Annotated in this window: 23 protein-coding genes; 18 read left to right on the top strand and 5 right to left on the bottom strand. The window is 43.8% G+C overall.

Annotated features, from left to right (window positions below; genetic code table 11):
- Window positions 1–3 precede the first annotated feature (3 nt).
- Together G588_RS0108795 and G588_RS0108800 are read left to right on the top strand one after the other, a co-directional pair.
- Complete coding sequence (locus G588_RS0108795) at window positions 4–1,206, top strand: hypothetical protein (protein ID WP_022778368.1); 1,203 nt, start codon at window positions 4–6, stop codon at window positions 1,204–1,206.
- Between the two features lie 71 nt (window positions 1,207–1,277).
- Window positions 1,278–4,064 carry an InlB B-repeat-containing protein gene (locus G588_RS0108800; RefSeq protein ID WP_022778369.1) on the top strand — a complete coding sequence of 929 codons (2,787 nt, stop codon included), beginning with the start codon at window positions 1,278–1,280 and terminating at the stop codon, window positions 4,062–4,064.
- Window position 4,065: 1 nt separating this feature from the next.
- Here the strand turns inward: G588_RS0108800 and G588_RS0108805 are convergent, their stop codons facing one another.
- The gene (locus tag G588_RS0108805; RefSeq protein WP_022778370.1) at window positions 4,066–4,830 is read right to left on the bottom strand and encodes a hypothetical protein; all 765 of its coding nucleotides are present in this window, start codon (window positions 4,828–4,830) and stop codon (window positions 4,066–4,068) included.
- Between the two features lie 130 nt (window positions 4,831–4,960).
- Between G588_RS0108805 and G588_RS23270 the strand changes: the two genes are divergently transcribed.
- From G588_RS23270 to G588_RS0108850, 9 genes are all read left to right on the top strand, one after another.
- Window positions 4,961–5,092 carry a hypothetical protein gene (locus G588_RS23270; protein ID WP_022778371.1) on the top strand — a complete coding sequence of 44 codons (132 nt, stop codon included), beginning with the start codon at window positions 4,961–4,963 and terminating at the stop codon, window positions 5,090–5,092.
- A 92-nt stretch (window positions 5,093–5,184) separates the two neighbouring features.
- Window positions 5,185–5,394, top strand: coding sequence for a hypothetical protein (locus tag G588_RS0108815; RefSeq protein ID WP_022778372.1), 210 nt, complete (start codon window positions 5,185–5,187; stop codon window positions 5,392–5,394).
- A 3-nt stretch (window positions 5,395–5,397) separates the two neighbouring features.
- Window positions 5,398–5,883 (top strand): RNA polymerase sigma factor, encoded by a 486-nt coding sequence (locus tag G588_RS0108820; protein WP_022778373.1) that lies wholly within the window; start codon window positions 5,398–5,400, stop codon window positions 5,881–5,883.
- Window positions 5,884–5,893: 10 nt separating this feature from the next.
- Window positions 5,894–8,056, top strand: a complete 2,163-nt coding sequence (locus G588_RS0108825) for an NHLP family bacteriocin export ABC transporter peptidase/permease/ATPase subunit (protein WP_022778374.1) — start codon at window positions 5,894–5,896, stop codon at window positions 8,054–8,056.
- 5 nt (window positions 8,057–8,061) lie between these two features.
- Window positions 8,062–10,239 (top strand): ATP-binding cassette domain-containing protein, encoded by a 2,178-nt coding sequence (locus tag G588_RS0108830; RefSeq protein WP_022778375.1) that lies wholly within the window; start codon window positions 8,062–8,064, stop codon window positions 10,237–10,239.
- A gap of 29 nt (window positions 10,240–10,268) precedes the next feature.
- Window positions 10,269–10,889, top strand: a complete 621-nt coding sequence (locus tag G588_RS0108835) for a hypothetical protein (RefSeq protein WP_022778376.1) — start codon at window positions 10,269–10,271, stop codon at window positions 10,887–10,889.
- A 37-nt stretch (window positions 10,890–10,926) separates the two neighbouring features.
- Entirely contained in the window at window positions 10,927–11,223 is a 297-nt protein-coding gene (locus tag G588_RS0108840; RefSeq protein ID WP_022778377.1) for an STAS domain-containing protein, read from the top strand.
- Entirely contained in the window at window positions 11,216–11,644 is a 429-nt protein-coding gene (locus G588_RS0108845; RefSeq protein WP_330361409.1) for an ATP-binding protein, read from the top strand. The genes G588_RS0108840 and G588_RS0108845 overlap by 8 nt, the downstream gene beginning before the upstream one ends.
- 121 nt (window positions 11,645–11,765) lie before the next feature.
- Window positions 11,766–12,062 (top strand): hypothetical protein, encoded by a 297-nt coding sequence (locus G588_RS0108850; protein WP_022778379.1) that lies wholly within the window; start codon window positions 11,766–11,768, stop codon window positions 12,060–12,062.
- A gap of 69 nt (window positions 12,063–12,131) precedes the next feature.
- Here G588_RS0108850 and G588_RS22475 read toward each other — a convergent pair whose 3' ends face one another.
- Window positions 12,132–12,308, bottom strand: coding sequence for a hypothetical protein (locus G588_RS22475; RefSeq protein WP_022778380.1), 177 nt, complete (start codon window positions 12,306–12,308; stop codon window positions 12,132–12,134).
- 181 nt (window positions 12,309–12,489) lie between these two features.
- On the opposite strand from G588_RS22475, the gene G588_RS19700 reads away from it, so the two are divergent.
- The 4 genes from G588_RS19700 to G588_RS0108875 all read left to right on the top strand — a co-directional run bounded on the left by G588_RS19700 (window position 12,490) and on the right by G588_RS0108875 (window position 15,467).
- Window positions 12,490–12,723: an EAL domain-containing protein gene (locus G588_RS19700; RefSeq protein WP_022778381.1), complete on the top strand. Its 234-nt coding sequence runs from the start codon at window positions 12,490–12,492 to the stop codon at window positions 12,721–12,723.
- A gap of 114 nt (window positions 12,724–12,837) precedes the next feature.
- Entirely contained in the window at window positions 12,838–13,707 is an 870-nt protein-coding gene (locus tag G588_RS0108865; RefSeq protein WP_022778382.1) for a DegV family protein, read from the top strand.
- A 97-nt stretch (window positions 13,708–13,804) separates the two neighbouring features.
- Window positions 13,805–14,728: an alpha/beta hydrolase gene (locus tag G588_RS19705; protein ID WP_022778383.1), complete on the top strand. Its 924-nt coding sequence runs from the start codon at window positions 13,805–13,807 to the stop codon at window positions 14,726–14,728.
- A 94-nt stretch (window positions 14,729–14,822) separates the two neighbouring features.
- Window positions 14,823–15,467 (top strand): hypothetical protein, encoded by a 645-nt coding sequence (locus G588_RS0108875; protein ID WP_022778384.1) that lies wholly within the window; start codon window positions 14,823–14,825, stop codon window positions 15,465–15,467.
- Between the two features lie 36 nt (window positions 15,468–15,503).
- Here the strand turns inward: G588_RS0108875 and G588_RS0108880 are convergent, their stop codons facing one another.
- On the bottom strand, window positions 15,504–16,829 hold the full coding sequence (locus G588_RS0108880) for an MATE family efflux transporter (RefSeq protein WP_022778385.1): 1,326 nt from the start codon (window positions 16,827–16,829) through the stop codon (window positions 15,504–15,506).
- A gap of 151 nt (window positions 16,830–16,980) precedes the next feature.
- Here G588_RS0108880 and G588_RS0108885 point away from each other — a divergent pair, with 151 nt between their 5' ends.
- Genes G588_RS0108885 through G588_RS0108895 form a run of 3 tightly spaced genes read left to right on the top strand, consistent with a single transcriptional unit; the run spans window position 16,981 to window position 19,404 of the window.
- Window positions 16,981–17,727: an HAD hydrolase-like protein gene (locus tag G588_RS0108885; RefSeq protein ID WP_022778386.1), complete on the top strand. Its 747-nt coding sequence runs from the start codon at window positions 16,981–16,983 to the stop codon at window positions 17,725–17,727.
- Between the two features lie 22 nt (window positions 17,728–17,749).
- On the top strand, window positions 17,750–18,583 hold the full coding sequence (locus tag G588_RS19710) for a putative ABC transporter permease (RefSeq protein WP_022778387.1): 834 nt from the start codon (window positions 17,750–17,752) through the stop codon (window positions 18,581–18,583).
- Complete coding sequence (locus tag G588_RS0108895; RefSeq protein WP_022778388.1) at window positions 18,580–19,404, top strand: MBL fold metallo-hydrolase; 825 nt, start codon at window positions 18,580–18,582, stop codon at window positions 19,402–19,404. The genes G588_RS19710 and G588_RS0108895 overlap by 4 nt, the downstream gene beginning before the upstream one ends.
- On the opposite strand, the gene G588_RS0108900 is transcribed toward G588_RS0108895, so the two are convergent.
- Complete coding sequence (locus G588_RS0108900; protein WP_022778389.1) at window positions 19,388–20,641, bottom strand: ATP-binding protein; 1,254 nt, start codon at window positions 20,639–20,641, stop codon at window positions 19,388–19,390. The two genes, G588_RS0108895 and G588_RS0108900, sit on opposite strands and share 17 nt — an antisense overlap.
- On the bottom strand, window positions 20,638–21,345 hold the full coding sequence (locus tag G588_RS19715; protein WP_022778390.1) for a LytR/AlgR family response regulator transcription factor: 708 nt from the start codon (window positions 21,343–21,345) through the stop codon (window positions 20,638–20,640). The genes G588_RS0108900 and G588_RS19715 overlap by 4 nt, the downstream gene beginning before the upstream one ends.
- Window positions 21,346–21,402 lie beyond the last annotated feature (57 nt).

The raw sequence follows: 21,402 nt of genomic DNA on the forward strand, positions 1-21,402 counted from the left end.
AAAATGAGTTATTTAACGTCTAGACACGTCGAAATCGGCGATGTATCTGATTTTCATGAAGTTTACCAGACAATGGACAAATTCATAGCGGACAGCTTTATCAAGAAGAGAGATGCTTTAAGGCTACGACTTTTGACCGAAGAGGTACTAAGGCTTGCTAAGTCAATTCTTGTGGAAGAAGCAGTGACTCTGTGGTTGGAGGGGAATTCCAGGGTTGCATATATAAATCTGACTGCAGACAACGATCTTGATGCCAATCAGAGGGCCAAGCTTATATCCATAAGTTCAGCTTCTGAAGGCAGTAAAGTCGGATTTTTTGACAAGCTGTTATCGATGTTTATAGCCAATCCGCCCACTGAAAAGAGGTGGAGTCTCAAGGATTATCAGGAAGAGCTTTTGCAAAAAAGAGCTGATGATAAATATTCCCAGGAGGCATGGGAGGATCTGGAGAGATCTCTTGTCGCCAATCTGGCGGATGATATAGAAATCAGTATTAAATTCGATAAGATTCATATGAAGGTGACTAAGGATTTCTCGGAAGCCTTGTGTACTGTGGGCTCGAGAGTTCCACAGGTTGTTACTGATTATATGTTCATAACAAGTGGCAACATAAATATGGAAAAAGCCGCAGACAGAGCGGAAGAACTTATAGAGGATCTTGGAATCGGCAAAAAAGACGAGCTTCATATGAAGCTGTTATTTGAAGAAACAGTCGGAATGTTACAGGCAATGGTGGGGGAATACCATGTGGCCCTGTACATGGAGCGATACAAGAATGAGGCATGTATCAAGCTTACGGCCAAGACCGAGATGGATGCCGATAAAAAGAAGCACCTGATCGAAGTATCCAAGCGCCATAACAATATGTTTGTGAAGGGATTTATGGATAAGGTCAGAGAGGTAATTGAGAACGGTCTTCTTAATTATGACAATGTAATGAAACTTGAGCAGCAGTATGGCTTTAATATGGTGGACTACGGAAGTATGGGAATCTACAGCCATGTGGAGGGCATGGCGGATTCGGGGGTCATGTGGTCACTGGCTGAGTACAGACAGGCTCTCAAGGATGCGTCAGAGACCAGCGAAGCGGCGGAATATGCCTGGGATGAACTGGAGAAGTCCATAGTTGCCAGCCTAGCCAAGGATGTGCTTGTGGGTGTTAAGGGCAACAGAGTGGACATGACATTGGTTTATGATCTTGAATAATTCTTTTGCCGGCACTTATTTTGCTTCGTATAAAGATATGTAAGCATGTTTTTTCAAAAGAGGGGAAAATTATGAAACAGGATATTTTTATCAGGATTTACGCGATCGTACTGACGATAGCGTTATTTGTAACCAGTGCTTCCGCTGTTCAGATCGCAAAGGTTTATGCAGAGGAAGGGGAGGCAGTAGAGTACAGCTCCGAAAATGAAGATTATGAGCCAACGGACGACACTTCGGATACCGGAAGCTGGGAAGAGCCTGAGCAGCAGGAAGAACAGCAGGAAGAACAGCAGGAAGAGCAGCAGGAAGAACAGCTGCAACCAGAGCAGACATACGATGATGAGCCGGATCCTTTTGACTATGACCTTGCCTGTTATACTCCAAACATAAGTCTGGGAACCTGCTATGAGGGCGAATATGTAGAGACCAAGCAGTTCTCTGTTGTAAATGTGGGACATACCAATTTCCCCATAACCTGGGAGGAAGTGGATCCTTCAACCGCATTTTCTTTATCCATGGTTTCAGAAAAAGAGTATCTTGATCCCGGAGATTCCGCAACTTATCAGGTATATGTAGACAAGAAACTGTCTGCGGGAAAATATAATGCCACTTATACTTTCTTTTCTGCCAATGACTACAGAAGACATCACGTTGCGGTGGTGAAGGTTTCACTGGTGGTAAAGGCTGAGGAGCCCTATGTTTCAAGCATTGAGGTAATTCCCGGTAACGCAACCGTGCCAAGAGGAAAATCCTATAAATTTGATGCCTATGTCACCGGCGGCAGCGGATATGATCCGGGCGTTAGCTGGTCGGTTGCGGCCAATCAGAGCACAGGCACCTACATGAATTCCGACGGAACGCTTAAGGTAGGAGAGAATGAGACAGCATCCTCTTTTGTAGTTATTGCTACATCCAGAGAGGATTCTAGCTATGTCAGCAGAGCAGTTGTTATGGTTGCGAACGTTGACCATGTGGTATCTGTAAAGGCTGAGCCTGCCAAGGGCGGAGCCGTAGCGGGAGGCGGAGCTGTTGTGGACGGCGCAAGCTGCACTGTTTCTGCATCTCCAAATAACAATTATTATTTTGCGGGATGGTATGAGGGTAAGACGCTGATATCTACAGAGAAGCAGACGACTTTTACCAATATCAAAGACGACAAAGTATTTGTAGCCAAATTTGAGAGAGCCACCTGTTATGTCAAAACTTCCGTTAATGATGCGGATGGAGGAACTATCAGTAAGAGCCTCAGCGTAAATTATGGCGGAAATACCACCATCACAGCAAAAGCTAGGAACGGATACAGATTCGAAGGTTTTGTTGAAAACAATAAGACAATAAGTACCGCACAGTCACTGGAGCTTAACAATATCACCACAGATAGGAATATCACAGCGGTATTTAAAAGAGATACATGCATAGTAAGCGTTACGGTTAATCCTCAGGACACCGGTAAATATGAGGGTGCAGGTAAATATAACAAGGGCTCCAAGGTTAATCTCAAGGCAGAGGCATATCAGGGCTATGAGTTTACCGGCTGGACAATTAACGGACAGGTTGTCTGCTATGACAGATCATATACCATCGACAAGATCGAGCATGATGTAAATGTGGTTGCAAACTTTATCAAGAAGGAAGCAGCTACTTATAAAATAACATCAGGTATTTCAAGCGAGGGAGGTGCTGTTCTTCCAAGCGGAGATATCATCGTCGCAGAAGGCGGCAGCTCAACCTTTAATATTGCAGCAGCTTCAGACTACAAGATTAAAGCGGTTGTAGTGGATGGCAAGAATATTGGCGCAGTTGCCAGCTATACCTTCAATAATGTAAGAGGTGCCCATTCGATTGTTGCAAGTTTTGAGAAGGTTGCGCCTGCTCCTTCCCAAAAATCAACAGCCACTACCGCAGCTACCGGCAAAAAGGTGGCTGATAACACCAAGACTCAGAAAGCATCCCAGAATGCCAAGAAGACCGAATATAACAAGGATACAGCTACTCAGGGGGCAGTTCCCGAGCAGAAAATTGTCGAAGAAGAGACTTTAGAAGAGGTAGAGCTTCTTGAAGAGGAAGAATACGGCGAGGATACTTTCATTGAAGCAGAGGAAGTTCCTCAAGCAGCTGATCCTTATACAGGCGGTGGAATCATGGCAAGGCATAATCTTGATGAAGAAACTCTCAGAATGCTTATCAACGACAACGCCGTGACACCTATGTTAAAAGAAGCATTTGAGGATGGCACACTGCAGATAACCGTTAATAATTCCTATGCAGCAGACACTCAGGAAACAGCTGTAACTACCTACTACAGTCAGCCGACAGCCATCAATTTCGAGGATGTTATAGTTGCTACACTTACGGAAGAAGAGAAATACCAGGTTCTTACCGGAACGCCTATTTCCTTCAACGTGGATATCACTGAGAATACCGATACAATTGACAGCAGGATCAAGGAAGTGATGCAGAAAAAAATTGGATACAAGCCGGTCAGCTATTTTGACTTCCTTGTAATGAAGACCAGCGGCGGAACCAGTACGGTGATCAACAGCACCGATGCAGAGCTTGAGGTTGTGATTCCTATACCTGAGCAGTACCGTAAGGCCGGACGCAAGTTCTACGTTATAAGAAATCACAACGGAGTGGTAGATATCCTTCAGGATATCGGAGATGATCCTGACACAGTAAGATTCAGGACCGACAGATTCTCAGAGTATGCAATTGCCTATGAGGCCATTAATGTAAACAAGCTGATATTGAGATTCTTAATAATTGCAAGCATATCACTTGTTCTGGCAATCATTTGCTTCGTAAGCCTTATTAATTACAGAAGAAAGGCAAGAAGAGAAAGAAGGGCAGCAAGGTAACTCACAGGCCCTTATAGCGGTTTGCGAGATAAAAAGAGAAAAGAGCAACTCCAAGTGTCTCGGTGACGTGATAGATAATGGAGGTCCACACGATTCCTATCTCACGTCCCATAAGGGACACGGTATGCATTCTGAGGAGACCGAAGGCAAGCATAAAAAGAACCAGTGTTGCCAGGCAGAATCCCTTTAAAAATCTGTCATTTAAAAAGATTCCGGTCATAACAACGCCCAAAAGGATTGCTGTCAGGATCTCCAGATATTTGAAACCGTGGGTCATGTTATACAGAAGTACAAAGGTGCCGTCAGAAAGCCCGGTACCGGTGGCAAGTGCATCCATAAGTACTGCAATAAAGCGGCGATACATAATGGAAGTAAAATCGTAAATAAGCTCTGCACCTACGAATATCACGGCCCACAGCTGCAGGAGGCGGCTTATAGAAGACACAGAAAGAGATGCGATGTTTTTCCCGAGGAATTCCTTCTGGAGATCACCCATCTCTTTTTGATCATCTTTGGGAACCAGTTCCATATAGTGATTCAATTTTTTCCAAGAAACAAAAAAGACCGTGGTGGTAACGATTATCTGCAGAACTGAGATGCACATCTGCAGATTCCATGAATAGGTATCCATCATATCCGGGCTGAGGCCGGAGCTTTTTTTGATAATAAATCTGCAAAAACCTTCCAGGGCTGCTGCAACTATTCTGATCACGGCAACCATCATAATGGCGTTGGAAAGTATGTGCTTTTTCATGTTTATGTACATGACTGTCCCCCTAAATGTTTATATTAAAAGAATAGAAAAATGTAGAGAATGATTCAAGTTTTTTTGCCACAGTGATGTTTATGTTCGTATAAATAAACAGAAGAACATATTAAGCGGAGGTAAAAAAGCTATGAACAACGTTATTGATAAGATCAGAGATTTCTGCATGTATGTGACTTTTACCATCACTATGGCAAGAGATGTGAGAAGACTTTTGAAGGAAGAGCGTATGATGAATGGCAAAATGCTCTACAGACTTTGATTATTATCGTAGAAAAGAATATTATAAGTCGAAATAATGCGTTAATGCGGGTATAATAGTATTGTGGTCACGTGGAAAGGATGTGAACTCTTATGGAAAAGAAACTGTCAAGGCTTATGGATTATCAGAAATATGCGGGGAACAGCAAACTTGCAGCCATCATAGATGAGGTTGAAGAAAGATACCCGGATACTGAGAAGGCTGAGCTGTCGGACGACGAGTTGGATATGATCGCCGCAGCCGGAAGGCCTGATCTGGCTAAGCTGTTTCCACCGAATAGGAACAATCAGCAGGAGAAATAATTAATGGGAGAAAAGTTCTCAAAGGAACAGATTTACAGGGACTACAAGGACAAGGTCTTTGGTTACATCAGAAAACATGTGAATTCATTAGCAGATGCAGAGGATCTGTGTGAGGATGTCTTTGTAAAGATTTTTGAGAAAATTGATACCTACGATGAAACGAAATCCGGGCTTTCAACCTGGATTTATTCCGTGACCGGTAATACAGTAATAGATTTTTACAGGACAAATCATATCCACTCCGAAATACCGGAGGATCTGTCCGATGAAAAGAGTACCATCGAGGAGGATTATCTGAATCAGGAGAGCCTTGAGGTGTTGGCGGAGGCTCTGAGGGAGCTTCCAAGGGAACAGATGGATATTATAGTGCTCAGATATTATAAGGGTCTGACGCTTCAGGAAGTGGCTGAGAAAATGTCACTTTCCTATGGTATAACCAAATTAAGACACAGAGAGGCGCTTGGAAGACTACAGAAACTATTGGCATGAGGGGGCTTTGGTGAAGAAAAAAAGCAGGGTCAAGGTTCCGGTAGTGATGCAGATGGAGGCGCTGGAATGCGGAGCTGCTGCACTTGCCATGATATTGGCGTACTACGGCAGGTGGGTTGCGCTGGAACAGCTTCGTATAGATTGCGGAGTATCAAGAGACGGCTCCAATGCGAAAAATATACTGATCGCTGCCAGAAAATATGGGCTTAAGGCCACAGGCTACAGAATTCCGCCTTCTTCCATAAGGGAAGGGGGCTCTTTTCCGTGCATAATACACTGGGAATACAATCATTTCGTAGTGCTGGAGGGATTCAAAGGAGAGAAAGCCTATTTATGCGATCCTGCAAGGGGCAATGTGGTTGTCTCCGCAAAAGAGTTCGAGAAATCCTATACGGGAGTCGCTATGGTATTTGAGCCGACGGAGCAGTTCGAGAAGGGTGGCAAGAGAAAAAGTATCTGGGACTACGCCGGGGAGCGCCTTAAAGGAGCTGCAGGAGCAGTTATTTTTACGACTGTTATGGCAATTCTATCCTATGTCTTTACCATTATTAATCCTCTTATCAGGGAGAATGTTATAGATGAATTCCTGACGGGAAGAAAAAATGAGCATTTTGAAGTTCTGATGATCTTTTTAATACTATTTGCTATTGTTCAAATTGCCGCACAGTGGGTGAATTCGGTCAAATCCCTTAAGATAGACGGCAAGCTTGCGGTTAACGGAAGCACTTCTTTTCTATGGAAGATCCTGATGATGCCAATGGAATTCTTTTCTCAGAGGACTTCGGGAGACCTTCTCATGCGTCTTTCCACCAATGAAGTAATAGCCAAGACAATGGTAAATACACTGGCTCCGCTGTATCTGAACTGCATTATGATGGTATTTTACCTAATAATCATGGTCAGAAAATCAATGGTTCTGGCGGCTATTGGTATAATAACGGTGGTTATCAATGTGTCGATCACCAGGGCTGTATCTATAAAAAAAGAGAATGTGACAAGGGGAATGCTGGTGGACAAGGGTAAACTTGAAACCGCCACTATTTCCGGAATAAGCATGATCGAGACCATTAAGGGAAGCGGTGCAGAGAACGGTTTTTTCTCCAAATGGTCTGATATTAAGGCTGAATATGATGATAAAGAAGTAGCAGCACTTAGAATAAACGCATATATGGGCGGAATTCCCACATATATCGCTGCGCTGGCCAATCATATGGTGCTGTTTATAGGCGTGTACCTGACTATGAAGGGGGAATTCACAATAGGTATGATCTCTTCGTTTCAGGGTATCATGGGCAACTTTATGGAGCCTGCTCAGACAATAATGAATGCCGGGGCAGATCTTCAGGAGATGCGGGCCAGGATGGAGAGAATAGATGATGTTATGAATTACCCCGATGACGAATGCGCTGTCAGGGAGTTTATAAGTCCGGGGGATAATCATGACAAGCTTTCGGGAAATATCGAGATAAAGAATGTTTCATTCGGTTATTCCAGGCTTTCAGCCCCAATAATAGATGATTTTTCGCTGAAGATCGAGAAGGGGCAGCGGATAGCCATAGTTGGTAGCAGCGGAAGCGGCAAATCGACAATATCCAGGCTTATATCAGGCTTGTATAAGCCCTGGGGCGGCGAAATACTTTTTGACGGGAAAAGGATTGAAGAGATCGACAGGGGGGTATTTACGGGCTCCTTGGCGGTGGTTGATCAGGAGATCACGATTTTTGCCGATACCATCGAGAACAATATTAAAATGTGGGATTCCTCCATCGAAGATTTTGAAGTGATCCTGGCGGCAAGAGATGCCCAGGTTCATGATGACATAATGCAAAAGAGCGGCGGTTATCAGCATGTTCTGACAGAAGGGGGAAAGGACCTGTCGGGAGGACAGAGGCAGAGGCTTGAAATAGCCAGAGTTCTTGCGATGGATCCGTCTGTAATAATCCTGGATGAGGCCACCAGTGCTCTGGATGCCAAGACCGAGAAGGATGTGATAGAGGCAATCAAGCAGCGTGGGATAACACTTATTATTATTGCGCATCGCGTATCCACCATTAAAGACTGTGACAATATCATAGTTCTAAACAAAGGTAAAATAACCGAGAGCGGTACCCATGCCGCACTATTGGAACAAGACGGATATTACAAACAACTGGTATCAAGTGAAGGAGCATAGACCGGGTGGGCTTTTTTGACGATCAGATAAGACAACGGAATAAAAACGATGAGGAGCTCTATAAGAGTTCCTTTGAAAAGCTTAGCCGCAAGGTTCTCGGAGACAGGACCGGTTCAGGGCGTACCGACCACAAATATACCCTGGAATCAGCGCTGGAGGATATTTTTGCTTTTTACGGGCATAAGTCTGTGGCAATTCCTGCGTATATCACGGATTTTAACAAAAAGATAGACTTTTGTACCAATTCCGTGGGAATGATGAAGAGGAAGATCACATTAGAAGGCAGGTGGTATCTGGACAGCTTTGGCCCGCTGCTTACTCTTTTGCGAGGGACAGGAGATCCGGTAGTACTGTTTCCGATAGGTTTTACCGGTTACTATTTCTATGACAGAGAGACCGGCAAAAGGGTTGTGATAAACAAAAAGCGGCTGGATCTTCTTGATGAAACTGCCTACTGTTTTTACAATCCGCTTCCCTTAAAGAAACTGGGCATATCTGAACTTGTAAGTTATATGAAAAGCTGCGTTTCTTCCTATGATGTTGTTTTTTTCATTCTGGTAACCTTTATAGCTACCGGCATCAGCATGGTGACGCCTCAGTTATCCCTGGTTATGACCTCTATGGTTCTTGAGGAAAAGAGCATTAATCTACTTCTGGTTCTGGCGATTGCAATAGCAAGTGCCGAGCTTTTGTCGAATATTCTGGATTCGGTTAAAAAAGTCATTACCGCCAGAGTTAAATGGAAAGTTACGATTCCGGTGGAAGGAGCGGTCATTCACAGGATACTTTCGCTCCCTACAGCTTTTTTCAGGGATTACAGTGCAGGCGAACTGACCATAAGGGCAGGGAGCGTCAGTGCGATATGCGAGATGATCATCAGGGACCTGTTTAGCATGGGTATTACTTCGATTATCGCACTGATGTACGTGCTACAGATTTTCACGATAACTCCTTTGCTGGTGGTACCGGCGCTTCTAATAACTTTTGTTACGATATTGCACAATATCATATCCACTCTGGTGCAGATGAAGGTAACCAAAAAGCAGATGGAGCTGGCGGCAAGCGAATATGGTCTTACCTATGCGCTTATAAGCGGAATTCAGAAAATAAGACTGGCAGGTGCCGAGAAAAGAGCTTTTGCCAAATGGGCATCGGAGTATGCGGAGCAGGCAAGTCTTACTTATAACCCGCCACTGTTCCTTAAACTCAACAAAGTAATAAATATGGCGATATCGCTGACCGGAACCATTGTGCTGTATTATCTGGCCATTAAGGCGGGAGTGAAGGCAGCCAATTTCTATGCGTTTACGATTGTATACGGCTTTGTTGCCGAGGCCTTTTCCCAAATGGCTAAGGTGTCCCTGTCTCTGGCTGAGATAAGGCCTGTATTTGAACTGGCGGAGCCGATTCTTAAGGCAGAGCCGGAGATAAAAGAAAACAGGGGAGTTATTAAGCGCCTGTCAGGGTCAATTGAGTTCAACAGGGTTTCCTTCAGGTATTCAGACAACGAACCCTATCTGCTGAACGACTTTTCGCTGAAGATAAGGCCGGGAGATTATGTCGCTATCGTAGGAAAGACAGGCTGCGGCAAATCGACCCTGATCCGCCTTATTCTTGGCTTTGAGAAGCCCCGGAAGGGCGCTGTGTATATCGATGGTATGGACATCAGCAGAGTGAATATCCAGGCACTTCGAAGGAAAATAGGAAGCGTACTGCAGGATGGCAAGCTCTTTTTCGGGAACATATTTGAGAACATTGCGGTTGCCTCAGACAACCTTACCGAGGAGGAAGCCTGGGAAGCAGCTGAGATTGCAGGCATAGCAGATGATATTAAATCGATGCCTATGGGTATGAATACCGTCATTGCAGAAGGGCAGGGCGGCATATCCGGAGGGCAGAAACAAAGGATACTGATTGCAAGGGCTATAGCGTCAAAGCCAAAGATACTAATATTTGACGAAGCAACCAGTGCGTTGGATAATATTACTCAGAAGAAAATTTCGGATGCTCTTGATAATCTGAAATGTACGAGAATAGTAGTGGCGCACAGGCTTTCCACCATAAGGAACTGTAACAGGATAATGGTTCTTTCTGAAGGAAATATCATAGAAGAAGGGACTTATGATGAGCTTATGGAGCTAAGAGGAAGCTTCTATGAACTTGTTGAGAATCAGCAGCTGTGATATAGGGTTACATTTTTAGGAGGTTTATCATGGGAGACGTAAAGAAACAGAACATTTCCTTCGACAGGATCGATGAACAGATTGAAGGTTTTAATCTTGCCATAAAAGACAGCCTTCATGTAAGGCTTCTGGTGGAGGAGACCCTTGGGATGCTGAGGGCAATGGCGGGGGATTATGACGCTGCCATTAAGCTTAATAAGGATGATGAGAAGACAGTGAGCATCGATGTTACGGTCAAGGCCGAGGATATCGATATTAACCGTAAAAAGGAACTTATAGAGGTTTCTACGGAGAAAACCAACGCCAAGGCCAAGGGCTTAATGGGTAAAATTGCAGAAATCATTGAGAATGGCCTTCTTAATTACGATAATGTCATGAAACTTCAGCAGGAATATGGCGGTGGTTACATTGATTATGGTACAATGGGAATGGGTGGAAGCGTTGATGTTATAGGTGACTCGGCGCTTGCCTGGTCTTTGTACGATTACAGAACGTCCCTGGAGGAAGAGGCAGAAGATAACGTTGCGGCCAAAGAGGCCTGGGATGAGCTTGAGAAGTCAATAGTGGCCAATCTTGCGAAGGATGTAAAGGTGGGCGTACAAAGGAATATTGTCGAGATGACAATTATCTGCGAATTAAGCGGTAAATGATAGCTTGGCAGAGATTATCTATGAGAGGAGAGAAAAAATGACAATCAACAAAACACTTAACGGAAACGCTCTTACAATCGGTCTGGAGGGAAGACTTGACACAACTACAGCACCGGCTCTTGATGACGAGCTTAAGACTGCGCTTGAGGGCGTAAATGCTCTTACTTTTGACCTGGCAAAGCTTGAGTACATTTCTTCAGCCGGACTTCGTGTTCTTCTGTCTGCTCAGAAGGTTATGAATAAGCAGGGTAATATGGTGGTTAAGAACGTAAGCGAAGAGATCAATGAGATATTTGAAGTAACAGGATTCGTTGACATTCTCAATATTGAATAAAAGGCAGAGAATAATGAAAGAGCTCATTGTTGAAGCTAAAACTGACAATCTTGACAGGGTTACAGCCTTTTTGGATGAGCAATTAGAGAGCATGGGATGTTCAATGAAGATTCAGATACAGCTGGATGTAGCTGTGGAAGAGATCTTCGTGAACATAGCCAGCTACGCCTATGAATCCGGCACGGGAGATGCCGTGATCAGGATCAGTCACGAAGATAATCCTGATCGGGCTGTAATTACGTTTATAGATGAGGGTATTCCTTATGATCCTCTTGCAAAGGAAGATCCTGACGTATCCTTGTCCGCAGAAGAGAGAGAAATCGGCGGGCTTGGTATTTTTATGGTGAAAAAAACCATGGATGATATGAAATATCAGAGACTTGATGGTAAGAATGTGCTTACACTGGTCAAGAACATATGATATTTTGTGTTTTTTTCAACGCCTTTCAAAATTTTTTAAACTCATTTAATATTTGCCCGGCTGTCCGTATGATATAATTATCCTTAGCTAATGAGAGGTTGAACCCCAAAAGGAGGTTTATATGGCGGACTCTAGAAGTGATCTTATTAATCAGCTGGCAGCAAGTATGGGTGCGGGAGATTATGCTAAGACGAGGTTTGAGGAATCCAGATTTGATCCTGAAACCGGTACTTTGTATTGTGACGGATATGTTATTTCGAAGAGTGTGATCGATGAAGCATTACAGCATTTTAAGCTGATGCAAAATAAATGTGATATGAGTGATCCGGCTTCAAGACATATGGCAATGATATACAAAACGGCAATTGAGGGCATCAAGAAGCTTCAGGAGGGCGAAAAGCCTGGAACTAAAAAATAACGCGAATTATTAAAAGCTCTTATCCTTGGGATAAGAGCTTTTTTATATGCACGTATTGGCGCATGTTTCTTACAGAAAAATTAGTACTGCGACAGAAACAAGGGCAATAATTCCAATGGACATGGATATGATCCTGTTTCTGATGGTCGTGACATCAACATATTTTCCGTTGTAATTGACGGTCTCAATCACCTTTTTTGATGAATTCTTAATGTAATCGTTATCTGAGGGTCTGATATTCTCCATTGGCATTGTCCTCCATATATGGTGAATATCTTATACCATAATTGTGACTAATATCTGTTTCCCATATAAAGTATTCATAAAAAAAATCTAATAAAAAAATGTCTAAATGCAGTATAATATAGTATGGGAATGTGCCGAAATACGCAAATTGCTATTACTTATATCCGTTGAGGGTTAGTGCATGGGCAAATTTCAGAGAAACTACATCCCCCCAATCAATGATGATGATAGAGAGTACGTTCTGGAGAATTTTGACAGAGCGCTTAAGGAAGGCTGGATACAGGTGTATAACCAGCCTATTATTCGTGCTGCCAATGGCAAAGTAAGCGATGAGGAGGCACTTGCAAGATGGTGTGATCCCATAATCGGAGTCATGGAGGCGGAATGGCTCGCTATCAAGGGGACAGAAATGTAGCCAACGTTTTTGAAAGAGCTGACGTTGCTATGTACGAGAACAAAAAAATACTTAAAGCAGCAGTTAATTAATTGTGTTATACTTAGTTATTATTGCTTAAAGTGGAGGTTTTTTATGGGCTTTAGTTTTGTGGTGTTCGCAGATGGTTGTGCGAACCTTCCTAAGGATATGCTTGAAGGCATCAGGCTTATTCCGAATGAGTATTTATTGGATGATATTCCACAGACATATTCAGGAGATATTGATCATTTTGATGGTCATGCATTTTATGAGGATTTACGTAATGGGAAGGTTGCTAAGACCTCTCTTTTGAATTCACATTTATTTGAGACTTCTTTTAGACCTGCTCTCGAAGAGGGACAGGATATTATCTATATTTCCATGAGTTCGGGTATCAGCGGAACCTATAATGCAGCCAGAATTGCTGCGGAAGAGCTTATGGAGGAGTTTCCGGACAGATTCATTCATATTGTGGATTCCCATGGCTGCGGATTTGGCAACGGAATTCTCGCTGTTCGAGGGGCGAAGCTTGCCAAGAACGGAACTGATGTAAGAGAAGCGGCAAGGCTTCTTGACGAGGATGTTCCTCATATGTGCCAGTATTTTACTGTAGGAGATCTGAATTTCCTTAGAAGAACCGGCAGAGTCAGCGGCGTAGCTTCAACAATCGGTAATGTTCTTAATATCAAGCCGATTCTCTACGGAGATCATACAGGACACATCGTATCCTGCGTCAAGGCAAGAGGCCGCAGTCAGGCGATACGTACTCTTGCTAAGAAATATGAGGAGAAGGTGATGGATATACCGGATCAGCAGGTATGCATCTCCCACGGTGACTGCCTTGAGGATGCAAAACTCCTAAGGGATCTGGTTCTGGAGATTACTCCTAATGTACCTGTTACAATAGCTCAGCACGAGCCATTTTCAGGTGCCCATGTTGGACCTGATATGTTGGGATTATTCTTCTATGGCAAGGAGCGATAAGACCTGTCGCAGTATATAAGTAATTTGTGACCAAAGAGTCTGATCTTATCAAGGTCAGGCTCTTATTGTTAAGTAGGCGAAATGAAGGGAGTAGATTATGATAATTGCTGTTATTATAATAGTCCTGATTATAGCTGTGGCCTATGCTCTGGCGGCATATGCTGTAAGAGGCAAGCGTTGTAGTCTTGAGGAGACTGCCGAAATAGAGAGAAAAGATGATCCACAGGGAGCTGCATTTATAGGTAAGGGCACTCCATATACTATAAATGGTTATGAGGGCTATGTTCTTCATGCTGAGCATATCAAGTCGGAATGCGGGGATGGGAAGCATTTTGTAATTCTTACCCATGGATTTTCATCAACCAGGCACGGAGCACTTAAGTATGTTCCCATATTCATCAAGAGAGGTTACGACTGCATCATCTATGATCTGAGGGGACACGGCGAGAATCTGTTTGGTGACAGCACGAAGATGCCGGCACGCATCGGCAGGAAACATATATGTACTTTCAGTAAAAAAGAATGTCGGGACCTTCTGTGTGTTATAAGGGATACAAGGGAGCGATACGGTAAGGACATTCTTCTTGGACTACATGGTGAGTCTCTTGGAGCCGCTTCTACGATCTCTGCGTTAAGATACAAACCGGATGTTGCCTTTGCGGTAGAAGACTGCGGCTTTGCGGACATTATCAATGTGCAGAAGGTTGGCCTTAAAAATATGCATTTGCCGCCTTTTCTTGTGTATTTTGCCTCTGTTGCAGCCGGTATTATCTATGGGTACTTCTTTACAAGCGTCAAGCCGGAAACAGCAATCATCGATAATGAAGTGCCACTACTTATCATGCATGGCGCAGCGGATGACTTCATTGTTCCGGATAATGCAAGACGCATCTACGAAGCTCAAAAGGGATATAAGCGGATTGAACTCTTTGAAGGAGCAGGACATGCAATGTCACGATTCGCTTCACCTGACAGGTATGAGCAGATCGTTAATGAATTTCTGGATGAACAGGGATTTTGAGCAATAAAAATGACTATTTCCCATATATTTGTAATATAATGATACTTGGTTTGAATCAAGGCATTCTATTACTACATAATTGTTGGGAGGCAGTATGGACAAATTGCTTGAAATCATCAACGGGAAGCACAAATTAAAAGAGCTTGGATCTCAGGGGTTCTCCGGGCTCAAGGTCAAGGGGATGACCTTCACCATGAACTCCTATGAAGCAGAAGGATTGGGGTACGTTTCCACTATGGTGGCGAAGGGATTCTTTGGACTTCTTCGCATGGATACGCTCATTATCAATCCAATTGTTATTGATCTACCTCTTTTTTCTTATGACAGGATATTCGCCTTTGGAAAAGATAAGGCAATGCTTGAGTTCTACGATACTATGGTCGAAAAGACCTCTCTGGATAAGCTTCATCCCATCAAGGAAAAGAATCTTAAATACGTATTTACTGAGGAAGCAAAACCTGCCTGGTACGACGATGTCAGACTTCCGGAAACTGTGAGCTATCAGGGAAAAAAGGCAGATACCGAGACCTTTGATGAGATCTGCAGAGAGTACTATAAGACTTTTCTTGAGATTGATGCACCAAAGGTTACGGACTACGATGCCAAAGCTAAGAAAATTGACTATTACGTGGACGGCCTTTTGAACAACGGAGGCCCTGCAACCGACGTATTTGTTCAGAAATTCGGCAAGGAAAAGACCACAGAGCTGTTCAAAAAGGTACTTTTTCTCAGGAAATAGTAAGTGTTATTAAATCATATGGCTCTTGGCCGGGAATCAGACTGCTGTTCCGACCCGGAGCCATTTTCCTTTGAAATAATAGATAATAAATACGATGGAGCTAACTGACCAAGTCAGTGGATAAGCCCAGAATATCACATTAACCACAGGAATGATCCTGACGATTATGGTGATATAGGTAATTCTAAGAAGACACCAGCTGGAGAGCATAACAATCATGGGAATGGTTGTCTTGCCGGCTCCTCGGTAGATTCCTGCGAGGCAGTGGCTAAGGGCTAACAGACAGAAGAACAGGCTCTCGGTCCTTGCCTGGGTAGTGCCTATGCCAAGAACAACCTCCTCATTGGAAAACATCCTGAGGAAAACAGGTGCATAAATATAGACAAGAACGCCGATAAGTTCTGCGCAGCCGATACTGATGGCACTTCCGATAATGCTTCCCTTCTTGACTCTGTCAATCTCACCGGCGCCAAGATTCTGGCTTACGAAGGTGGTAAGAGCCATGCACATGCAGGTTATAGGCAGGAATACAAAGCCCTCGAGCTTAAAGTAACTGCCGCAGGCCGCCATGGCGACGGAGCCGAAGGCGTTGATATTGGACTGAACCACAACATTTCCTATAGCTATAACGCTGTTCTGGATTCCTGTAGGGAAACCGATCCGAAGCTCCCTGGCAAGGACGTCCTTGTTGATCCTTAGCTTGCGGATGTAGATCCTATGCGGGCCATCCACTCTTGTAAGCTTTGAAAATGCCAAAAAGGCACTGACAAACTGTGCGATAATAGTTGCGAAGGCGGCTCCGCCAATGCCAAATCCAAGGAATTTAACGAAGGTGATATCGAGAATAGTATTGAGAACCGTACTAACCATCAGGTAGTGCAGGGGACGCTTGGAATCGCCCATAGCCTGAAATACACCACAGCAGGCGCTGTAGAGGATGTTTCCAAGGCCTCCCAGGAAATATATCTTGAAATACAAAACCGAATTCTGCATAACATCGGCAGGAGTTCCCATCCATCCAAGAAGGATAGGGGTAAAGAAATAGCCCCATACCGTCATTACAAGTCCCATTATAATAGCAAATGTTATCCCTGTGTGAGTTGCCACTTCTACGCTCTTATAATCCTTAGCGCCATAGCTCTTACCGATGATAACGCTGTTACCCATGAACAGGCCGTTGATAAATCCGACCATAAGAAAAATAAGGCTACCGGTTGTACTAACCGCAGCCAGAGCTTCTTTTCCAAGTACGTTGCCTACAACAACAGAATCAACAACATTGTACAGCTGCTGAAGGAGTTGCCCGAAAAACAGCGGAATGGCAAACGTCACCAGATTTTTTGTAATTGACCCCTTTGTCATAGTACAAAAAAATTTAATCCTCTCTTAAGAATACAAAACCATTATAATATACATACCAAATTAACTCACGTCAAATCATTTTTTGATGTGAGTTTTTCATTTTTTGGTCTTTGTATTATACTTAAACAATAGTCAGAAGTAAGGAGATTTTATGATAAGAGCAGTACTTTGGGATTTGGATAACACACTTTTGGATTTTGACGTGGCTGAGTGGGAGGCTCTTTCGACCGATTTTCGTGAATTCGGATTGGGAGAGTTTACCAAGGAAATGCTACAGGAGTACATGGTGATAAACAGAAGGCGCTGGCAGGCCCTTGAGCGCGGCGAGATGGAGAAACAAGAGGTTCTTGAGGGGCGCTTTCGTGAGTTCTTTGCACTTCTTGGAATGGATACTTCCATAGCAGCGGCATTTAATGACAGATATCAGGTGCTTCTGGGTGAGACGATCTGCTTTAGGGATAATTCTTATGAGCTTCTTGCAGGTTATAAAGGTAAGATTCTTCAGTGCATGGCCTCAAACGGAACCAAGAAGGCCCAGACCGGTAAGCTTGGAAACTCAGGATTTGACAAGATCTTCGATCTTAAGTTTATTTCCGAGGAAATAGGTGCAGAGAAGCCTTCCGTAGATTTTTTCACACCCTGCTTTGCCGAGATTGATAAATGGCTCAAGGAGCATGAGAGCGACCTGCCATATTCAGAGGGCAAATACCTTGGACCCATAAAGCAGGATGAGATGATAATAATAGGAGATTCGCTTACCAGCGATATTCTAGGAGGTAATAATGCAGGTATCAAGTGCTGCTGGTACAATCCAAAGGGACTTCCGCTGGACAGAGACGTAAGAATCGACTATGAGATTAAAAATCTGCAAGAAATCAAGGAAATTCTTAACCTGTAATATGTGTATATAGGAGAGTCTGATGATAATCGCACAGTATTTTGTTGAATTTGTTTTTTACAGTTTTCTTGGATGGGTATGGGAGTCTATATATTGCTCCGCCAAGGAGCGCAAATGGGCTGACAGAGGATTTTTGTTCGGGCCTATCTGTCCAATATATGGATCTTGCGTCGTTGTAACATCCGCGTTATTTAGTTTGCTTGATTTTCTGTCTTCTCCGGATTTTCCAATCTGGGGGATATTTATCATATGCTATCTCGGAAGCGCCGTTGCGGAATATGTCACTTCCTGGATCCTGGAAAAAAGATTCCACGCCAGATGGTGGGACTACAGCACAATTCCTCTTAATATCAACGGAAGGATCTGTGTTCCGGTGAGTATCGCATTCGGACTTGCGGGAGTAGCGGTGGTTAAGTTCCTGATACCTGCGGTTGAAGGTGTTCATGCCGTTGTCAGCCCTGTTGTTTATGAGGTTCTTGCCATTATTTTCGCCATGATATTCGGAGCAGATTACGCTCTTACCGAGGCCAGCCTGTCAGCCCTTCTTAAGAACGTTGAGAAGATGCATGAGGAGTTTAATTTAAAGGCCCAGGAGCGCTATGAGATGGTAGCTTCCGCACCCAAACGCCTTGAGCAGAAGATCATGGAAGAGAAGGAAAACGCAGAGGCAAGGCAGCACCTGCTTGTTAAGGCCTATGCCGAGAAATTGTCCCTCAACCAGAAAAGACTTCTTCTTGGAATCAAGAAATTCATGCCAAAGCCCGGATTTGAGCAGCCTGAGGTTAACCGTATTCCACTTATTGGAATCACCGATGAACTCAGAGACAAGGTACGTGAATTAAGGAAAAAGAAATGAGAATAGTTAATCTTATCGAGAATACCGAGGGAAATAATGGCTGCAGCTGTGCTCACGGACTATCTTTTTACATTGAGACCGGGGAGCATAGGCTTCTTATGGATTTTGGACCTTCTGAGGTTACGCTTTCCAACGCCGGAGTACTGGGAATTGATCTTGCAGCAGTGGATGTGGCAATCTTAAGTCACGGACATTATGATCATTCAGGAGGAATAATTCCTTTTGCGGAGCTTAACAGTAAGGCACCTATTTATATGCAGAGGGGAGCTACCGGCGATTATTACTCCGAGGGGAGCGAAGGCAACAGATACATTGGTATTGATAAGAATATTGCTAAGCTTCCACAGGTAAGATTTGTTGAGGGGGATTACATCATTGATGACGAACTCTCATTATTTGTTGTAGATAAAAGAGTGAGAGACATTCCTTTTACCAACTCAAGACTTAAGATAAAAAGAGAAAATGAATTTCTTCAGGACGATTTCTCTCATGAACAAGCGCTTGTTATTAAATCAGAGGGCAAAACTGTGCTGTTGTCAGGTTGTGCTCACAACGGGATTATTAACTTCATGGAAGCATATAAGGCAAAATACGGTGAGGAGCCGGATATAGCCATCAGCGGCTTTCATCTTGTTAAGAAGACCGAGTACTCACCGGAGCAGATGCGCGAGATAACTGCTACTGCAGAGGCTCTTACAGCATATAGGTCGCAGTTCTATACCTGTCACTGTACAGGAATCACAGCCTATGAAGCTATGAAAAACATCATGGGCGGGCAGCTGGAATATATCCATACCGGTGATGCTATAGAGATTCTTTAAGTGGAAGCAGGATATTTACATGGAAAACATCCTCATCGGCGTTGATAGTGAGGTTACCGTGATATTTCTCAATAAGGTAACGCACGCTTTTTAAGCCATAGCCGTGGAGATGTGCATCTTCCTTGGTTGAAACCGGAAGTCCGTTATTGAACGTAAGCCTGCTGTCATAATAGTTTTCTATCAAAATATGAACAAAGTCATTGCGGCGTCTGATGGTCAGCGAGATCATCCGGCGCTCTTTATTTTGCAGGGAAGAGACCGCTTCTATGGCATTGGACAGGAGATTACCAAAGAGCGAGTATACATCCGCGGTGTCCATGTGACTAAGGAGCTGACCATCCGCCATACAGGTGAATTGAATATCGTGGCTGCTGCAATACAGAGATTTTTCAGTGAGGATCGTATCAAGGGCGTGGTTGTAGGTGGCAATTTCCGCATCGAAGGTCTGAAGGAATTTGTCCGCCTGTTGCTTAAAGGATCCCACTTCGTCGGCATTTCTTCTAAGGAAATACTTAAGGTCATGGCAATACATGTTAAGCATTTCCATATTCTTCATGGAATCATCGTAGTGCTGTCTGTCGTTGGCGATTATCTGATCCAAAACAAGAACTTCCTGCTCCATCCTGGTTTTTTCGAATAAGCCAAGCTGCAGAGCAAGAGTCAAAAAAGAACAGATGATTGAGTAAATTGAAGTGATGGTTATGAGTCTTACATCCGATGCGTAGTTCATTCTGTAGGAATTAAGGAATGTGGTGGAAAACATGGCTACAAGTGCGATTGCCGTAAGATAGACATAGTTTTCCTTAAGCTCAAAGTTCAGTCCGATCTTCTTGGTGATCAGGAAGTATTCACCCACAAATACGAAGATGAAAACCACGATAATAAGGCCAAAGGAATAATTCAGATCCTGGAAAACAGAGCCCACAAGGGTCATGGCAGAATAGCCCATATGCTGAAGGGTAAGTCCCGCGGCGCCCCAAAAAAGTGCGGAGAGGAAGTTCAGTTTGAAGCAGACTGTTATACCGATAACAAGCAGGAAAAACTGCAGAACATAGGTAAAAGTATCAAATTGCTCCGGGATAAGTCCCCACAGAAAGTTAAAACCGGCAAGAACAAAGAGGGTCAGGATGAGCCTCAGAGGGAAATATTTTCTTTTTTCCTGATAAAAAAGAAGTATGCCGGTGGTGGCGAGTAGCTCTACCAGCACTATAAAAGGTGAAAGGTGAAAGGCTATCATAGCTGTCCTCCTAGGTAATTCGTCAGTTCATTTACAAATAGCTTGCGTTTGGGGCGGCTGATAGGAAGGACGTGGGGCCCCACTTTTACGTCATTTCCCTCTATTCCGGTGACAAGGCGAAGGTTCACCAGGTATCCGTTGTTGCATCTTCTGAAATCGTATTTGTACAGTTCTTCTTCTGCGTCGGAAATGGTTCCTCTTACGTCGTATTCGCCACGGGTCGTATGGTAGTAGAGACGGTGAGACAGAACTTCCACGTAGTACAATTCTTCGGTTGAGAAGGTGTGAAGCTGCCCCTTTGACAGAACCGTAATGGTCTTTTTGTCCTGCTGATGGACAAGGGCCAGAACCTTGGGAATCTTAAGCCTGAAGGCATCGGCCTTAAGCGGCTTAAGGATGTAATCCATGGCGTTAACCTCATAGCCTGCGATGGCATAGTGGGCCAGGTTGGTCAGGAAGATGAGGATGACGTTATTGTCTTTTTGTCTTAGCTTTTTGGCGGTATCCATGCCGTTAATACCATCCAGCTCAATATCCATGAATACCATCTGAAACTGCCCCTGATAGCTTGCAAGGAAAGCTTCGCCGGTGGTATAGGTCTCTATATGAAACTGCTCACCTGCTGCATTAAAATAAGAGCTGGCTATATCGGTAAACAGCTTGGCATCTGCGTTATCGTTTTCAACCAATGCAATATTCAGCATGAAAACCTCCTTAATTACGTTACAAAAAGATTATACCATAGGAAAAATTCGAATTTT

Origin of the sequence: Butyrivibrio sp. AE3009 (assembly GCF_000420845.1) — a bacterium.
Lineage (GTDB): Bacteria > Bacillota > Clostridia > Lachnospirales > Lachnospiraceae > Butyrivibrio.